Source organism: Sulfurospirillum arcachonense DSM 9755, assembly GCF_000597725.1.
Lineage (GTDB): Bacteria > Campylobacterota > Campylobacteria > Campylobacterales > Sulfurospirillaceae > Sulfurospirillum_A > Sulfurospirillum_A arcachonense.
In genome coordinates this window covers 60,508-76,810 of the sequence record NZ_JFBL01000006.1, presented here as the reverse complement: position 1 = coordinate 76,810, position 16,303 = coordinate 60,508, and the positions used below count along the sequence as shown (strand labels likewise).

General features: G+C 31.0%; 15 protein-coding genes. 1 reads left to right on the top strand and 14 read right to left on the bottom strand.

Annotation, left to right across the window (positions count from 1 at the left end; all coding sequences use genetic code 11):
• Positions 1-6: 6 nt before the first annotated feature.
• The 11 genes from K354_RS0106325 to K354_RS0106275 form a co-directional block, all read right to left on the bottom strand.
• Positions 7-1,329, bottom strand: coding sequence for a TRAP transporter large permease (locus K354_RS0106325; RefSeq protein ID WP_024954660.1), 1,323 nt, complete (start codon positions 1,327-1,329; stop codon positions 7-9).
• Positions 1,319-1,861 (bottom strand): TRAP transporter small permease subunit, encoded by a 543-nt coding sequence (locus K354_RS0106320; protein ID WP_024954659.1) that lies wholly within the window; start codon positions 1,859-1,861, stop codon positions 1,319-1,321. The genes K354_RS0106325 and K354_RS0106320 overlap by 11 nt, the downstream gene beginning before the upstream one ends.
• Positions 1,862-1,887: 26 nt before the next feature.
• Entirely contained in the window at positions 1,888-2,901 is a 1,014-nt protein-coding gene (locus K354_RS0106315; RefSeq protein ID WP_024954658.1) for a TRAP transporter substrate-binding protein, read from the bottom strand.
• A gap of 142 nt (positions 2,902-3,043) precedes the next feature.
• Complete coding sequence (gabT, locus tag K354_RS0106310) at positions 3,044-4,327, bottom strand: 4-aminobutyrate--2-oxoglutarate transaminase (protein WP_024954657.1); 1,284 nt, start codon at positions 4,325-4,327, stop codon at positions 3,044-3,046.
• A gap of 311 nt (positions 4,328-4,638) precedes the next feature.
• Positions 4,639-5,310 carry a YggS family pyridoxal phosphate-dependent enzyme gene (locus K354_RS0106305; RefSeq protein ID WP_024954656.1) on the bottom strand — a complete coding sequence of 224 codons (672 nt, stop codon included), beginning with the start codon at positions 5,308-5,310 and terminating at the stop codon, positions 4,639-4,641.
• Positions 5,311-5,315: 5 nt separating this feature from the next.
• On the bottom strand, positions 5,316-6,374 hold the full coding sequence (gene rseP, locus K354_RS0106300) for an RIP metalloprotease RseP (RefSeq protein WP_024954655.1): 1,059 nt from the start codon (positions 6,372-6,374) through the stop codon (positions 5,316-5,318).
• On the bottom strand, positions 6,374-6,919 hold the full coding sequence (pgsA, locus tag K354_RS0106295; RefSeq protein WP_024954654.1) for a CDP-diacylglycerol--glycerol-3-phosphate 3-phosphatidyltransferase: 546 nt from the start codon (positions 6,917-6,919) through the stop codon (positions 6,374-6,376). Before pgsA ends, rseP begins: the two co-directional genes overlap by 1 nt.
• Positions 6,916-7,698 carry an enoyl-ACP reductase gene (locus K354_RS0106290; RefSeq protein ID WP_024954653.1) on the bottom strand — a complete coding sequence of 261 codons (783 nt, stop codon included), beginning with the start codon at positions 7,696-7,698 and terminating at the stop codon, positions 6,916-6,918. The genes pgsA and K354_RS0106290 overlap by 4 nt, the downstream gene beginning before the upstream one ends.
• Before the next feature lie 2 nt (positions 7,699-7,700).
• Complete coding sequence (dapA, locus tag K354_RS0106285) at positions 7,701-8,594, bottom strand: 4-hydroxy-tetrahydrodipicolinate synthase (protein WP_024954652.1); 894 nt, start codon at positions 8,592-8,594, stop codon at positions 7,701-7,703.
• Entirely contained in the window at positions 8,591-9,895 is a 1,305-nt protein-coding gene (locus K354_RS0106280; protein ID WP_024954651.1) for a M16 family metallopeptidase, read from the bottom strand. The genes dapA and K354_RS0106280 overlap by 4 nt, the downstream gene beginning before the upstream one ends.
• A 1-nt stretch (position 9,896) precedes the next feature.
• Positions 9,897-10,958, bottom strand: a complete 1,062-nt coding sequence (locus K354_RS0106275; protein ID WP_024954650.1) for a quinone-dependent dihydroorotate dehydrogenase — start codon at positions 10,956-10,958, stop codon at positions 9,897-9,899.
• 89 nt (positions 10,959-11,047) lie between these two features.
• Between K354_RS0106275 and K354_RS0106270 the strand changes: the two genes are divergently transcribed.
• Positions 11,048-11,683: a LysE family translocator gene (locus tag K354_RS0106270; RefSeq protein WP_024954649.1), complete on the top strand. Its 636-nt coding sequence runs from the start codon at positions 11,048-11,050 to the stop codon at positions 11,681-11,683.
• A 40-nt stretch (positions 11,684-11,723) separates the two neighbouring features.
• Here the strand turns inward: K354_RS0106270 and K354_RS0106265 are convergent, their stop codons facing one another.
• The 3 genes from K354_RS0106265 to murJ are packed head-to-tail and all read right to left on the bottom strand — an operon-like array spanning position 11,724 to position 16,228.
• Positions 11,724-13,439: an ABC transporter ATP-binding protein gene (locus K354_RS0106265; protein ID WP_024954648.1), complete on the bottom strand. Its 1,716-nt coding sequence runs from the start codon at positions 13,437-13,439 to the stop codon at positions 11,724-11,726.
• 1 nt (position 13,440) lies between these two features.
• Positions 13,441-14,832, bottom strand: a complete 1,392-nt coding sequence (gene cysS / locus K354_RS0106260) for a cysteine--tRNA ligase (RefSeq protein WP_024954647.1) — start codon at positions 14,830-14,832, stop codon at positions 13,441-13,443.
• Positions 14,819-16,228, bottom strand: coding sequence for a murein biosynthesis integral membrane protein MurJ (gene murJ, locus K354_RS0106255; protein WP_024954646.1), 1,410 nt, complete (start codon positions 16,226-16,228; stop codon positions 14,819-14,821). The genes cysS and murJ overlap by 14 nt, the downstream gene beginning before the upstream one ends.
• Positions 16,229-16,303: the final 75 nt, after the last annotated feature.

The window sequence follows — 16,303 nt, the reverse complement described above, 5'->3', positions numbered from 1 at the left end:
TCCCTTTTATCCCATTAGTAAGTTTGGTAGCCAAAGCACAATGTTAGGAAAAACCATACAAGTAATGAGAACTACTAAGTTGATCAATATAAAAGGTGTAACTGATTTATAAATTTCTCCCATTCCTACATCCGGAGGAGTAATACCTTTTAGATAAAATAGGGCAAAACCATAGGGAGGTGTTTGCACAGCAATCAAAATATTAATAATCATCAATACTCCAAACCAAATTGGATCATAACCTAATGTAACTGCTATTGGAGTAAACAGTGGTGCACACATCAATACAATTACATAATCATCAAGTATAAAACCTAATAACAACATAATAAATTGAAACATTAAAATAATTGCAAGTGGAGGTAAATCTAAATTGTGTATAAAACCCGCAATCATACTTTGGATTCCCATAAGTAACTGAAAATTACTAAATAATGAAGCACCTAAAATAATCCACATAGCAACACTGATTAATGAAGCTGCTTGAAAACCTGCTAGTTTAAATATTTCAAATTTAAAGCGTTTAAAGAGCATAGCAAGGAGCATAGCACCAGCAACACCTAAAGCACCAGATTCAGTTGGAGTAGCAATACCTGCGATAATACTTCCTAAAACAACAAAAATTAAACCTATAGATAAAAAACCATCTCTACCTATTTTAAATTTTTCCTTTTTTGTAAGAACTGGTAACCCTATAGTTTCACTTAATAAAGGAGCTCGTTTAGGATTTAACTTAGTACTTATTATTACATATAAAATAATAAGAGATATAGTTAATAAAGCTGGCATGAGAGCACCTATAAACATACGACCAACAGAATTATGTGTTGAAGCTGCAAACATTACCATAGGAATACTTGGAGGAATTAAAATACCTAAGGCACCACCAGCCATAATAGTCCCTAAAGCTAGTTTACGATCATATCCTGCTTCTAACATTGGTTTTAAAGCAATACTTCCAGAGCTCATAATACCAGCGCCAATAATTCCAACCATAGCACCAATCATAGAACAAATAAAAACAACACTAATTGCTAACGAACCACGAACTCTCCCAATCATCAGTTGGCTAGCTTTAAACATAGCATCACCAATACCAGTGTGAGAGAGAAGCTGCCCCATATATATGTATAAAGGAATAGCAAGTAAAATATAATTAAAAAATGTTCCTTCAATAGTAGTTGGAATAACATTGTAGATTCCAGTGCCCCAGCTAAAATAGCCAACTAACATGGCAATTCCACCGAGGGCTAATCCAACAGGAGAGCCGATGATAAAAAACGATAAAAGACAAATTAATAAAACAATAGAGAGTACTTCAATTCCCATTTTCATTCTCACTTTCAATTAGATCATGGCCTGTAATCAAAGTATAAAGTTCCATAATCTCATCTCTAATTAATTGAAGCGTAAAAAATACACCCGAGATGCTAAACATAAGCCAAAAATGCCACATAGGTGGAGCCCATTCACTTTGACGACGATAATTTAAATTTAAAGCTTCACGAAATTTAGTAACGCTTAAATAAACAACAAGAATAAGAAAGAAAATACCTAATGCGTAAGAAATAAGATCAAAAATAATTTTAACTTTAGGTGATACTCTTATATAAAAGATATCAACACTTATATGAGCTCTTCTTTTTTGGGCGTATGCGCCTCCTAGTGCTGCGATATAACCAAATAAAAACAAGGAAGTATCATAAGTCCAAATAGGAGGGGCATTAAATATATATCTAGCTACAGTTCCAAAAAAAACTACTGCTGCAAGAAGAGGCACCAATACAGATGCCCCTTTTCCTAACCAGATAACAATCTTATCTATAAATATACAATATAATTGTAAAACTTTTTTAAACATGATTAATCCTTAATTTACAACATTCCTTACTCAGCTGTTTTTCTAAGAATATCAATTAGTTGTTTAGAGTATTTATCTTTTGATGAGTATTCATCCCATAGTCCTGCACCTGCTTTTTTCCAAGCTTTTTTATCAGCTTCTGATGGTTCTGGACTCCATTTTAAACCTTTTTTTACCATTTCATCAATAGCTTCTTGTTCCCATTTTCTAGATTTTTCTAGTTGCTCTTTTGCATGATCTACAGTAGCTGCATAAACTGCTTTTTTTAGATCATCTGGTAATTTATTCCATGAGTTAGTATTAAAAAGAATTGGTAATACTTGTGCACCAGCTAGTGGTAATTTATACATATATTTTGCAACTTCAACATGATTACCATCTCTATGATCAATCATGTTACTACCAATTGAGCCATCAATAACACCTGTCGCTAAACTTGTATAAATTTCACTCCAAGCTAAAGATACTGGAGATGCACCTAAGTTTCTTAAGAATTTACCATAAGCACCAGGAGCTCTAATTTTAAGTCCTTGAAAATCTTTAATAGATTTAATTGGTTTTTTAGTGATAATATAAACAGCTGGTTGAATATATGGCTCTAACCATGTTAAACCTTGTGCTGCATAAGCTTTTTTAAGAATATCACCCCAACCTTGTTCATGAAAAAGTTTTTCTAATTTAACTGGGTCATTAGTTCCACCAGGTAGTCCAATTTCAACAATTCCAGCAGGCATTTCACCAGCATTCATTGCTTGAAAAGGTGCTATCATGTCAATTAATCCTGATTTTGCAGCTCCAAATAAACCTCCTGATCCAACACCTTCACCAGAGAATAGTACTTGAACTTTTATTTTACCATTACTTCTTTTTTCTATACCTTTTGCAAGATTCTCATATACTGCTCCAAATGCAGTTCCTCTTCCATAAAGATTTGCAAATCTCAAATTGTAATCAGCTGCCGAAGCAGTTTCTACCATTGTCATAACGCCTAGCAATGCAATTATAGCTGTTGCTATCATATTTTTCTTCATATTAAACATTTTTTTCCTTTGTTTATTTTTGATTTTTGTTTCATTCTAATTAAAATTTTGATCAAATAAATTACTTAAAAAGTAAAATAATTTATATCAAAAATTAATTACTTTAGACCTAATCTTATTAACAAGTATCTCCTTTAATAATTTAATTTTTTACTACACTTTCAAATAGTTTACTAAATTTATCTAGACCTTCATTAGCTAATTCATCACTGATTGTTAAAGCTGGTAAAAATCTAATAACATTACTGTTAAACCCACAAGATAATAGTATTAATCCATATTGAGCTGCATTTGCAATAATACTTTTAGTTAATACTGGATTTGGTTTTTCTGAATCACCATCACACATTAACTCAATTGCAATCATAGCTCCCTTGTTTCTAACATCACTAATTAAAGTTGGAAATTGTGATTGGAGTTTAGTAAGTCTTGTATTAAATATTTCACCAATTTTATTGGCACGATTAAGTAAATCTTCGTCTTCAATAATATCTAAGACTGTTAAAGCAGCAGCACAAGCAACCGGTGAACCTCCATAAGTTCCACCTAAGCCTCCAGGGACAGGAGCATCCATAATTTCTTGCTTACCTACAACTCCAGAAAGTGGATATCCTCCAGCAATACCTTTTGCCATAGTCATTAAATCTGGCTCAATTCCTGAATATTCGATATTGAACATTTTCCCAGTTCTACCAAATCCTGTTTGAATTTCATCTACAATCAATACAATTTTATGTTTATCACAAAGTCTACGTAATTCTTTTAATAATTCTACTGGAGCAGAATAAAATCCACCTTCACCTTGAACAGGTTCAATGATAATTGCGGCAACATCTTCCGGTGCAATATCATATTTGAATAAATTATTTATTGCTTTTAATGAATCTTCAACTGTGTATCCGTAAGAAACACCAGGAAAAGGAACATGATATATTTCACCTGGGAATGGTCCAAATGCAACCTTATACGGAGCAATTTTTCCTGTAAGTCCCATTGTTAAGTTAGTACGTCCATGAAAACCACCATTAAATGCAATTACACCACGTTTACCAGTATAAGCTCTAGCAATCTTTACACAATTTTCTACAGCTTCTGCACCAGTAGATACAAAAATAGCTTTTTTATCACTATCACCTGGAGCTAATTTGGTTAATTTTTCAGCTAATTCAACAGCAACTTCATATGGGTTAACCATTACACATGTATGGCTAAATTTTTCTACTTGTGCTTTTACAGTTTCAACAATTTTAGGATGACTATGTCCTGTATTACATACGGCAATTCCCATACCAAAATCTATATACCTGTTGCCTTCAACATCCCATACTTCAGAATTTTTTGCTTCTTTTACGAAAGCAGGGTAAACATTGCCTTGACCTCTAGCAAATACTTTGTCCTTACGGTCTTGCAAATCTTTATTTTTCATTCTTTCACCTCACATTATTTTGTATAAACTACCTAATAATTAACTAGTTAGACTTATTAATCATTGCATTATAGTCTATGTTTTTAGCAGAAATACACAATCCTGTAAAAATTTAAAATATTATACCCTTAACTTAGTTCATATTTTTAAAGTTACTGTATATTTTTTAATCACAAGTGTCGATATATTAAGCCGATAAAATTGTAGTAAATTATTGTTTAATAGTATTTAAATATATACTATTAAATCTTAAAATAAGAAGAGAACTAATCAAAGAAAAATTCTTAAAAAATAAAAAAGAAAAGCAGTACTTATTTAAAAAAAGTACTACCAATACGGAGCATATTTGAGCCACATTCAACTGCAAGCTCATAATCACTACTCATTCCCATGGAACAATATTTTGCCCCTTGAGTTTGTAGTTGAGTAAATATATTATGAGTTATTTTAAAACTTTTTCTTATAAGTGCTTTATCATCTGAGTGAGCGCCAATACTCATGACACCTTTTAGTTTAATATTTTTACATGTAGATAGTATTTCATCATAAACTTTAATGGCATCTTCAGGAAGTACACCAGCTTTTTGATCTTCATATGCACTATTTATTTGTAAAAGAACACTCATAGTTTTGCCTTTTACTTCCAAACGTTTATCTATCTCTTGAGCCATTTTTAAAGAACTACAACTGTGCATAAGGCTAGGGTTTAAATCTATAAGAGCATTGATTTTATTTGTTTGAAGTCTTCCTATAAAGTGCCATTCAATTGGAAGTTTATTGAGTGTTTCTACTTTTGATTTTAAATCTTGGATTCTATTTTCACCAAAAGCTCGCTGCCCAATATCATACATATTGGATATTTCACTAGAGCCAACACTTTTACTCACAGCAATTATTTTAATAATCTGATGTTGGTTTACTCTTAATCTAACTTTTTCTATATTTGTTAAAACTTCATCAAATTTACATTCGTATAAAGATATACTCATTAGTATCCTCCAGCAATTCTATATAAATCATTAAAAATGGTAAAAGCCATTAGTGAAAGTAACAATACCCATCCAGCTAAAGTTAAACGATAGAGCACTTTTTCACTAGGTCTTTTTTTCGTTATTATTTCATATATATTAAACATAATATGACCACCATCAAGTGCAGGAATAGGGAGTAAGTTTAAAACACCTAAATTCACTGAAATAAGAGCAGTAAGTGCAAAAAGAGCAATAATACCAGCTTCACTTGCTTGCGCTGTTACTTGTACTATAGAAACTACGCCACCTAAATCTTTTGCAGGAATTACACCTTGGACTAATTTTTTTAGACTGGTTAGTATAAGTGTAGTTGCTTGTAGTGTTTCTTCGTAGGCAAATACCAAAGAATCCAAAGGTGTATAATGAACAACCATGGTTTCTCCAAGAGGAGAGATACCTAAAATTCTTTTTTTAGTAGGCTCACCAAACATATTTTTTAATTCTTTTATATCGGGAGTAACTCTAAATTTTTTTATACTTCTATCTCTTTGTATACGTAAAAGAAGAGGGCCTTCACTTTTTTTTATAAGAATACTTAAATCGTTCCATGTTTGTACAGCGGTTTCATTTATTTGAATAACTTTGTCTTTTTTCATAAGACCTATTTTTTGAGCAGGAGAGTTTTCACTGACATTACCTATAATAGGAGAAAGTTTTGTTACACCTATATTAGCAATGAAAAAATAGAGTATAAATGCTAAAAGAAAGTTAGCAAAAGGACCTGCAAAAAGTATAATAACTCTTTGCCAAGGATTTTTTGTAGTATAGCTATCTTCATCATAACTTATTTTTGTAGGATCACTATCGTCTTGACCCTTCATTTGCACATAACCACCAAGTGGAATCATACTAAAACAATATTCTGTTTTTCCAATAATTTTGCTAAATACTTTTTTACCAAATCCAATACTAAATACTTCTACATGTACACCAAAAAAACGTGCAGCTAAAAAATGTCCAAGTTCATGGAAAAAAATTAAAAATGAAAGAACTAGTAGTGATGTTACAATCCCCATTATTTATCTTCCTTTTTTGTATAACCAATAATATATTCAAATCCTGAGTAAAGTGTCATACCTACAGCTAACCATAAAAGAAGAGTGGCATAAGGCCAATCCATAGTTAAAAAACCAATTGCTATCATTTGAAGAAAAGTTTTTATCTTTCCCCAAATAGAAGCAGCTATATCTTTGCCTTTACTCATAGCAGCAACTCTAAGCCCTGTTATAAAAAATTCTCTTGTTAAAATTAAATAAATTGCCCAAACATTAGCACGGTCTAACATCATAAGACCTAAAAAAGCACTTAGCATTAACATTTTATCAGCTAAGGGGTCTAGTATCGCTCCAAGAGTTGTTTGTTGTTTCCAAGCACGAGCTATGAAACCATCAAATCCATCAGTAAGACTAGCAATAACAAATACTAAAGCAGCACTATAGTCTAGCCAGCTTACATGTATACCTTCAAATAAGGAATTACTTCTATCTACAAGTAACCATAACATTAAAGGAGCTAGTAGTATCCTTAAAAGCGCCAAAAGATTTGGTACATTTAGTATCATCTAAAAGTAGTTCCGCCATCAATTAGAAGAGTATGTCCTGTCATCCAACTTGCCTTTGCTGAACAAACAAATAAACATGCTCCAGCAATATCCGTTGGTTGACCCATACGATTGAGTGGAGAAAGTTGCGCTGTTGTATCTCTGACTTCTTCATAGTTTGTAAAAGCTCTTAATGCATCAGTTTCAATTGGACCACCACTTACAACATTTACTCTAATACCTTTTTCACCAAGTTCAGTTGCAGCATATCTAGCCATCGCTTCAACAGCAGCTTTTGCAGTACCATGTCCTGAATAATGTTCTATATATTTTAAGTTACCAGTTGATGATAAAGAAACGATACTCCCACCACCAACTTTTTCCATACGTTTTGCAGCTTCTTGAGCTCCTACAACAAATGCATTTACAGTTGCTGTAAAAATATTGTTGATTCCTCTTGGTTTTAATTTCATAAATTTTGTATAGCCACCAACAACAGGACGACCTGAAATGATTGCATTTGAAATAAAATAATCGATTCTATCAAAATCTTCATCAATTAATTTGAATAAATCTTTATATGTTTCTGGTTCTAGAATGTTGAGTGGATATGCTTTTGCTTTAATGTTATAATTTTTTTCTAAATCTTTAACCTGTTCTTTTGCCATCTCTTCATTTGAATTATATGTAAAAGCAATATTAACACCTTGTTTTGCAAAATCATAAACAATTGCTTTTCCAATTCCTCTAGTTCCTCCACTTATAACAAGTGTTTTACCTTTCATTTCACTATAGCCCATTCTTAAAATCCCTTTATGTTGTATTGATTAATAACGTTTTCAATTTTTTTCATATTTTCTTTACTTGGTTCAGTTAGAGGAAGTCTGTACTCTAGCGTTTCAAGTAGGCCAGCTATATACATAGCAGCTTTTATTGGTATTGGATTACTCTCACAAAAGAGAATTTTATTTATAGTATAAAGTTCATCATTAATTCTTTTTGCTTCATGGTAATCACCATTAAGTGCAGCATGTGTTAAATCTGCTGTTTTATTTGGTAATATATTCGAAGTAACTGAAATTACACCACTTCCTCCATTAGAAAGAATAGGGTAATTTATAGCATCTTCTCCACTAATTACGCTAAGTTTTGGTTCATGTGCTAGTAAATCAACGCATCTCTCTATAGAACCAGTTGCTTCTTTTACACCAAATATATTTGAACAATCATTGAATAATCTATAAATTGTTTCAGGAAGCAAATCACATGCTGTACGACCTGGTACGTTATATAAAAGAACAGGAATTTCAACAGCATTAGCTATTGCTTTATAGTGTTGATATAATCCTTCTTGCATTGGTTTGTTGTAATACGGAGTTACTGAGAGAATACCATCAGCTCCATGTGATTGAGCAAATTCTGCAATACCCACAGCTTCCCATGTTGCATTACTTCCTGCTCCAGCCATAACTTTTGCATTAGTACCTTTACAAACATCAACAGCTATTTCTATACAACGTCTATGTTCTTCATGACTCAGCGTTGCACTCTCTCCAGTTGTACCAACAGGTACTACAACATCTATTTTATTATCTATTTGTCTTTTTACTAGTTTTGAAAAAGTTTCTTCATCTAATTTTCCATTTTTAAATGGTGTTATAAGAGCGGTCATTGCTCCTTTTAAATCTGCACTCATTTGTAGTCCTTTCTTAGTATAACTGTAGTTGAATGTTCTGCAACCAAATATTTTTTTGCAACGCTTATTATATCTTCTTTTTTTAATTTATTAATATTGTCTTCATAATGTAATAAAGGAGTGATATCACCTTTTGCATAATAACTTCCAAAAAGATTAGTTAAGCTTGATGCACTCTCTAAGGAAAAAATAAAATCAGTTTTTGTATTGGTTTTTATTTTTTCAACATCTTCGTCACTTACATCACCATTTTGAATACTTTTAATGATTTTAAGAAGTTCTTTTTCTATTGCTTCTGCTTTTATACCAGGATTTCCAACTGCTAAAAACATAAAAATAGAAGGGTCACGGTTTTCCATATTGTAGCCATAAATCTGGTTTACCATTTTTTTATCATCTACAAGTACTTTTTGCAGTTTAGAACTTTTTCCACTACTTAATAGTTCACTAAGTCCAGAAAGTGCAGTTTGGTCAATATGCAAAAAATTAGGTATTTTATAAGCTATTGCAACCATTTCTACTTCACTTTCTTTTTTAATATAAATTCTTTTTGCTCCATCTTGAATTGGTTCAACCTGATGTGCACTTGGGTATTTTACTTTTTTACCTTTAATTTTTCCAAAATATTTTTCTGTTTTTTGGAAAACTTCATCAGCGCTTATGTCACCAGCAACTACCACTATAGCATTAGATGGTTGATAATAGTTTGCATGAAACCTTTTTATATCTTTTATTGACCAGTTTTTTATATCATCTATAAAACCAATTGGTGTCCAGTGATAAGGATGATATGTAAAGGCATTGTTAAATAATCTAAAATAGAGATAACCAATAGGAGAGTTGTCTGTTCTCCAGCGTCTCTCTTCAAGAACTACATTACGTTCAGGTTGAAATTCTTTATCAGTGAGTTTTAGATTTTGCATAAGTTCTGCAAAAAGTTCTAATGATTTTGATAAATTTTTAGATGAACTTTTTATAAAATAATGAGTGAAATCAAATCCAGTAGAAGCATTATTTACGCCACCAAACCCTTTTACTATTTCATCAAATTCCCCACTTTTTAGGTTTTTAGTTGATTTAAAGTTAAGGTGCTCTAACATATGAGCTATTCCACTTTTACCCATAACTTCATTACCACTACCTACTTTATAGTAGATATCTGTAGATATAACATTGCTTTTATTATCCATAGGGATAACAACAATTTGTAGTCCATTTTCTAGCGTTTTTGTTTTATACTCAGGTAGTGAGTTTGCCATAAGGCCTCCTAAAAATATACATATAATTATTAAACATTTCATATTATTTTCTATCCGCACCGATTGCTTCACTGATATGGTGAAAACCATCAGCATCCATTAATTTCAATATACCTTTTGATATATCTGCGTTTAATCCTGGTCCTTTAAATATAAAAGCACTATAAATCTGAATTAAACTAGCACCTGCACGAATTCTTTTGTAGGCTATCTCAGCACTATCAATTCCACCTTCACTTATAAGTATAGTTTTTCCATAAAATTCACGTGCAAGCTCTTCGAAAAGTGCTGAACTTTTTGGTTCTAATACTTTGCCACTTATACCACCAAAATTTTGAGGGTTAGGAAGAAGAGAATAATCTATAGTTGTATTAGTAGCCATGATACCATCAGCACCATTTTCTAAAGCAACATTACAAATGTTGATAGCATCTTTGACTTCTAAATCAGGTGCAATTTTTAAAATAACAGCTTTATTTGTTTTACTTTTAGCCATAGTAAAAAGTTCTTTTATAAACTCTTCATTTTGTAAATCTCTTAGTCCTGGAGTATTTGGAGAAGAAATGTTTATAACAAGATAATCACTAATATCTTTAAAAGTATCAATAAGTTTTTCATAGTCACTCAGTGCATCTTCAACACTTGTTGTTTTATTTTTGCCAATATTTGCCCCAAGAGGTGTAGCAAATGGATAAAGTCTACTAACTCTTTTTTGAACTTTTTCCATACCGTCATTGTTAAACCCCATAGCGTTTTGAATACTTTCAAATTCAGGATAACGAAAAAGTCTTGGTTTAGGATTTCCTGGTTGTGCTTTTGGAGTAATTGTTCCAAATTCTATATGACCAAATCCAAGTGCAGTAAGCGTTTCAATCATAGTTGCATTTTTATCAAAACCAGCAGCAAGTCCAACAGGGTTTAAAAATTTTGCACCAAAGAGATTTTGTTCTAATCTTTTATCGGTTACAAAATATCTCTTAGCAAGTTCAGATGCAATAAAAGGAAAAAACTTTGCTCCATATTTAAATGAAAATTCAGATACTTTATGCGCATTTTCAGGGCTTAATAGAAAAAATATTTTTTTAATATGATCATATTTCAACATGGTGTATAATGTCCTTTTATATTTTGTATTCGCGATTATACTAAAAGTTTGATAAATATTTGTATAATCGAGTTAATCAAGGAGATTTTTTGGAAATAGTTTTAAATATATCAGTTTTAGTAGTTTTCGTTCCTACTTTCTTTTTTGTATCTTTGACTCCAGGTATGTGTATGACTCTTGCTATGAGTTTAGGTATGAGTATTGGTTTGAAAAGAACTTTTAATATGATGGCTGGAGAACTTATTGGTGTTGGTCTTGTTGCATGTGCTTCAGTAGTTGGTGTAGCTACAATTATGCTAAAGCATCCAGAAATATTTGCTATATTTAAATATATAGGAGGAGCATATTTGGGTTATCTTGGGGTACAAATGTGGTTAAGTCGTGGAAAAATGGCAGTCTCTACTTCAAGTGATACAAATGCTTTTAATGTTTCAAATTTTTCTTTAGCTTTTCAAGGGTTTATAACGGCAATTGCAAATCCAAAGGGATGGGCATTTTTTATAGCATTGTTACCACCATTTATAAATCAATCACAACCTCTTATTCCTCAAATATCTGTTTTACTTTTTATAATTTTATTTTTAGAATTTATTTGTTTGGTTATTTATGCAAGTGGTGGTAGTACTCTACGAAAGTTTTTGCAAAAAAAAGATAATGTTAAATTAATGAATAAAGTAGCTGGAACTCTTATGATAGGAGTTGGTATTTGGTTAGCATTTGGATAAAAGTTACATGTAAAGAAAATATCTTTACATGTAAATCTTTTTAGGCTTGTAAACCTTTTAGTTTGAGATACTCTTCACTACTAATTTTAAGTTCTTCATCTGTTCCAATAGCTGAAACTTTTCCGTGTTTTAATACTATAATTTTATCTGCTTTTTTTACAGTACTTAAACGATGAGCTATCACAAAAGTGATTTTGTCTTTAATTAAGTTTTCCATAGCTTCTGTAATTTTTTTCTCACTTTTACTATCTAAAGCACTTGTTGCTTCATCCATTATGAGAATTTTAGGATTTATATATATAGCTCTTGCTATTGCAATACGTTGTCTTTGTCCCCCTGAGAGATTTGTTCCAGACTCATCAAGTTTAGTATAAATACCTTCTGGTAATTCTTTTATAAACTCATAAGCATTGGCTCTTTTTAGTGCATCGATTACTTTTTCTTCATCAATTTCTTTTCCATAAGCAACATTCGCAGCTACACTTTCATTAAAAATATAGACTCTTTGGGTAACAATAGCAATAGAATCTCGAAGACTTTTAAGTGAAAATTCATTTATATTAGTACCATTTATACTAATAGTTCCTTCATTTGGATCAAAAAATCTTATTATCATATTTACTAAAGAACTTTTTCCACCACCACTATCTCCTACTAAAGCCATAAATTCACCATGGTTTGCTTTGAAACTTATCCCGTTAAGTGCTTTCTTCTCACCATATTGAAGTTTAACATTTGTAAATTCTAGATTTTTTATATATTGAGGAATTTCTTTTTCACCACCAGTTATAGTAGGTTTATAATCAAGTAAAAAGAAAATTCTTTCACTAGCTGCAATTGCTTCTTGGAGTTTATTATAGAGTGTTGAGAGTTTTTTAATTGGAGTATAAAGCATAAAAAGAGCCGTTAAAAATGAGAAAAAAGCTCCCATCGTCATAGTATCATTGATAACTTGTCTTCCACCAATTATAATAACAGTAGCAACACCAATAGAACCAAAAATTTCCATCATAGGGCTCACTAGTTGAGAAACTTTCACTGATTTCATAGTTAAATTAAAATAATTTTTATTTTCATTTGCAAAAATATCAGTTTCATATTTCATAGCTGAGTTTGCTTGAATAACTTCTATATTATTAAATATTTCACTTAATTTTGCTGTTATATCAGAAATTTTTTCTTGCGATTTTTTTGAAATATTTTTCATTTTTTTTGCTAGTTTACCAAGAGGAAGAATAGCCAATGGCAAAACGACAAGTGCATAAAAAGCTAAGGTAGAGTTTTGATAAATTACTACAGAGACAAGGCCTACAATGGTAAATGTATCTCGAAAAAACTCAGGAATTATATTTGAAACAACAGTTCTTACTCTTTCTACATCATTTGTATTTCTACTTATAAGCTCACCTGTTCTATATTTGTGGAAAAAAGATATATCTTGAATAAGTAAATTATTTAAAATTTTATTTCTAAATCTTCTAATAATATCATGCCCAATATAGCTAGTACAATAAGATTGCATGTATCTACCAGATTCCTTTGCAACATAAACAGCTATAATCGCATAAGGAAGGAGATTTAACATATCCATATCTTTAGCAACAAAAATATCGTCTAAAAGAGGTTTGACGAGATATGCAGAAGCAGCAGTTCCACTTGAAGCTAAAATCATACCTATAATTGCCAGGATAAAGTATGAAATATAATCTTTAAAATAAGGAGAAAATCGTTTAAGTACTAATTTAAGACCTTCCATACTATTGAACCTTTTCCCATTGAGTTCCACTTACTGTGTCCATGAGTTGAATTCCTTTACATGTAAGGATATCTCGTAGTTCATCTGCTTTGGCAAAATCTTTTGTTTTTTTAGCTTCAGCTCTTTGATTTATTAAGTCATTTATCTCTTCTTTTTCATTTTCACTAATGCCTATTTGAAAATACTCATAAGGGTCTTTATATCCTATGCCAAGTATCCCTTCAATCCATACTAAATTAGAATTTGTTTCAAATTTTGTAGGTTTGTCCTTAGGATTTAAATCAAGTTTTTCATTTGCATTTGCAACCATTTCATCAACTAGTGAAAGAGTTTTTGAGATATTTAAATCTTCACTCAATGAATCTAAAACAGCTTTTTTAAACTCTTTATTTACAGCAGATTTTTTACCTTCATAAACTCTTTTTTTAAGACGATAGAGTTTATCTAAACGCTTTTTACTCACAAGTAAATCTTCTTCAGAAAAGTTAAAATTTGCTCTATAGTGGCTTGAGAGAAGATAAAAACGAAGGATTTCTCCATCATAAACTTTTAATGCATCTTTGAGGAAAAAACTATTTCCCAAAGACTTACTCATTTTTTCGCCATTGATAGTTACAAAACCATTGTGCATCCAGTATTTTGACAACTCTTGTCCACTTTTGCATCTTGTTTGACTTGCTTCATTTTCATGGTGAGGAAAGAGTAAATCTGCTCCACCTGCATGAATATCTATTTGAAAATCTCCATCATAACTCATATGCTTTTCAATCATACAAGAACACTCTATATGCCAACCAGGACGACCATCTCCAAATGGAGCAGGATAGGTAGGTTCACCCTGTTTTGAAAACTTCCATAATGCAAAATCTTTTTGATCTCTTTTTTCACTATTTGCTTCAACTCTTGCTCTTGTATCATCCATTTTCATATGAGAAAGACCAAGATATTTACTATCTTTTGTTGTATCAAAATAGATACTATCACTTGTAATATATGCTTTATCTTCTTTTAAAAGAGCTTCAATAAAACTAACAATTTCTTCAATACTCTCAGTTGCTTTAGGCTCGATATCAGCATCACTTACCCCAAGTGTACGCATCTCATCTTTGTATCTTTGAATATAAAAAGAAGTTATTTCTTCAAGACTTTTTCCACTTTCATTCATCTTTTTAATGATTTTATCATCAATATCAGTGAAGTTTTTTACAAAAGTTACATCATAATTTAAGCCAATAAAAGTACGTCTAAGCAAATCAAATGCTAAAGCACTTCTTGCATGTCCTAAATGGGCATCATCATAAACAGTTGGTCCACAAACATATATTTTTACTTGATTCTCTTTAATTGGGATAAACGGTACTTTTTCCCTTTGTACCGAATCATAAATATTCATTAATTATTTCCTTGAAATATAGAAGTGTTGGTATGTAAAATAAGATCAATCCAACAAATATAGCTAATTTTTTGTCTATTATTATATCTAAAAACTTTTTTATACTAAATGAACGTATAGTAAAAATGAGTAAAACAAAGCCTGCACACGAGCTTGCAAGTGCCAAACCTTTTACTCCGAGTGGTTGCACAAACACTGCATATAAAATGACATTTGCACTTAATGCAAATAGGGATATTTTGGCAGCTTCTTTTTGTTTATGAGAAGCATATAACCAAAGTGAAAAGAGTTTTGAAAGGCCATAAGGCACTAATCCAATAAGATACATCTGTAAAACTTCTGCACTATTTTTTGTATCTTCTAAACTAAATGCACCTCTTTGAAATAAAATTTTGATAATCTCTTCACTAAGTATAAATCCACCAATAGCAGATAAAGAGAGTAAAAAAAATAAGAACCAAAAACCATTTTTAAAAAGTATTTGAGCATCATCAATATCATTGTTTTTGATTAATCGAGCGATTTTTGGAAAAATTCCTACACTCAGTGCTATTGCAAAAAGTGCTAAGGGAAGTTGAAATACCCTATTTGCATAATAGAGATAACTTATACTCCCAGTAAGTAAAAAACTCGCTATCCACGTATCCAAAAAAGCAGATATTTGTGGAGTTGAATTTCCTAGAATAGCATGAGAAAATGATTTAAAAAACAGTTTTTCTTCATCTTTTATTTTGTCTTGTTTTTTGGAACGACTTGTATAACCATATTGAAAAAGTTTCAATAAATTTCTATTTTTAATTGCAATGATATGAGTAAAAAGTTGCAAACAACCTCCAATGATAACGGCATAACTCATCGCATATACAATAGTTTTTTTGTCCATTCCATTTGTAAGTAGTAAAGAGCTAATTAAAGCAATATTTAATAGTGCAGTCGAAAATGCAGTTGTAGCAAAATGATTTTTGTACTGTAAAAGTGAACCTAAGAATGTTACAGAAAAAATAAGTGGTAAATAGTAGAAATTTATTGCAACCAGAGGAGATGCAAGTTTTAAAGTTTCATCATCAAATCCAAGAGCAATAAGTTTTGCAAAAAAACCGCTAAATATTGTCACTATAAATGACAAAAAGAGAAGAAAAAAGAGAAATTTTATAAACGTTTTATATGTAAATATTGATTTATTTGACGATTTGATAAAAGAGGGAATAAAACTTTGCGTAAAAGCTCCTTCTGCAAAAATACGTCTAAAAAGATTTGGTAGTTTAAAGGCAACAAAAAAAATATCACTATATATATTTGCTCCCAGTACAGATGCTGTGAGTAAATCTCGAATAAGACCGAAGATACGAGAAATGAGTATGCCTATGCTGTTAGTAAAAAAGTTTTTAAAAATCATGTCAAAATTTTAGCAAAATAACTGTTAAATAGGGCTGTTTTTGTCTAGATTAATATTTTTTTTGTATAATACAAT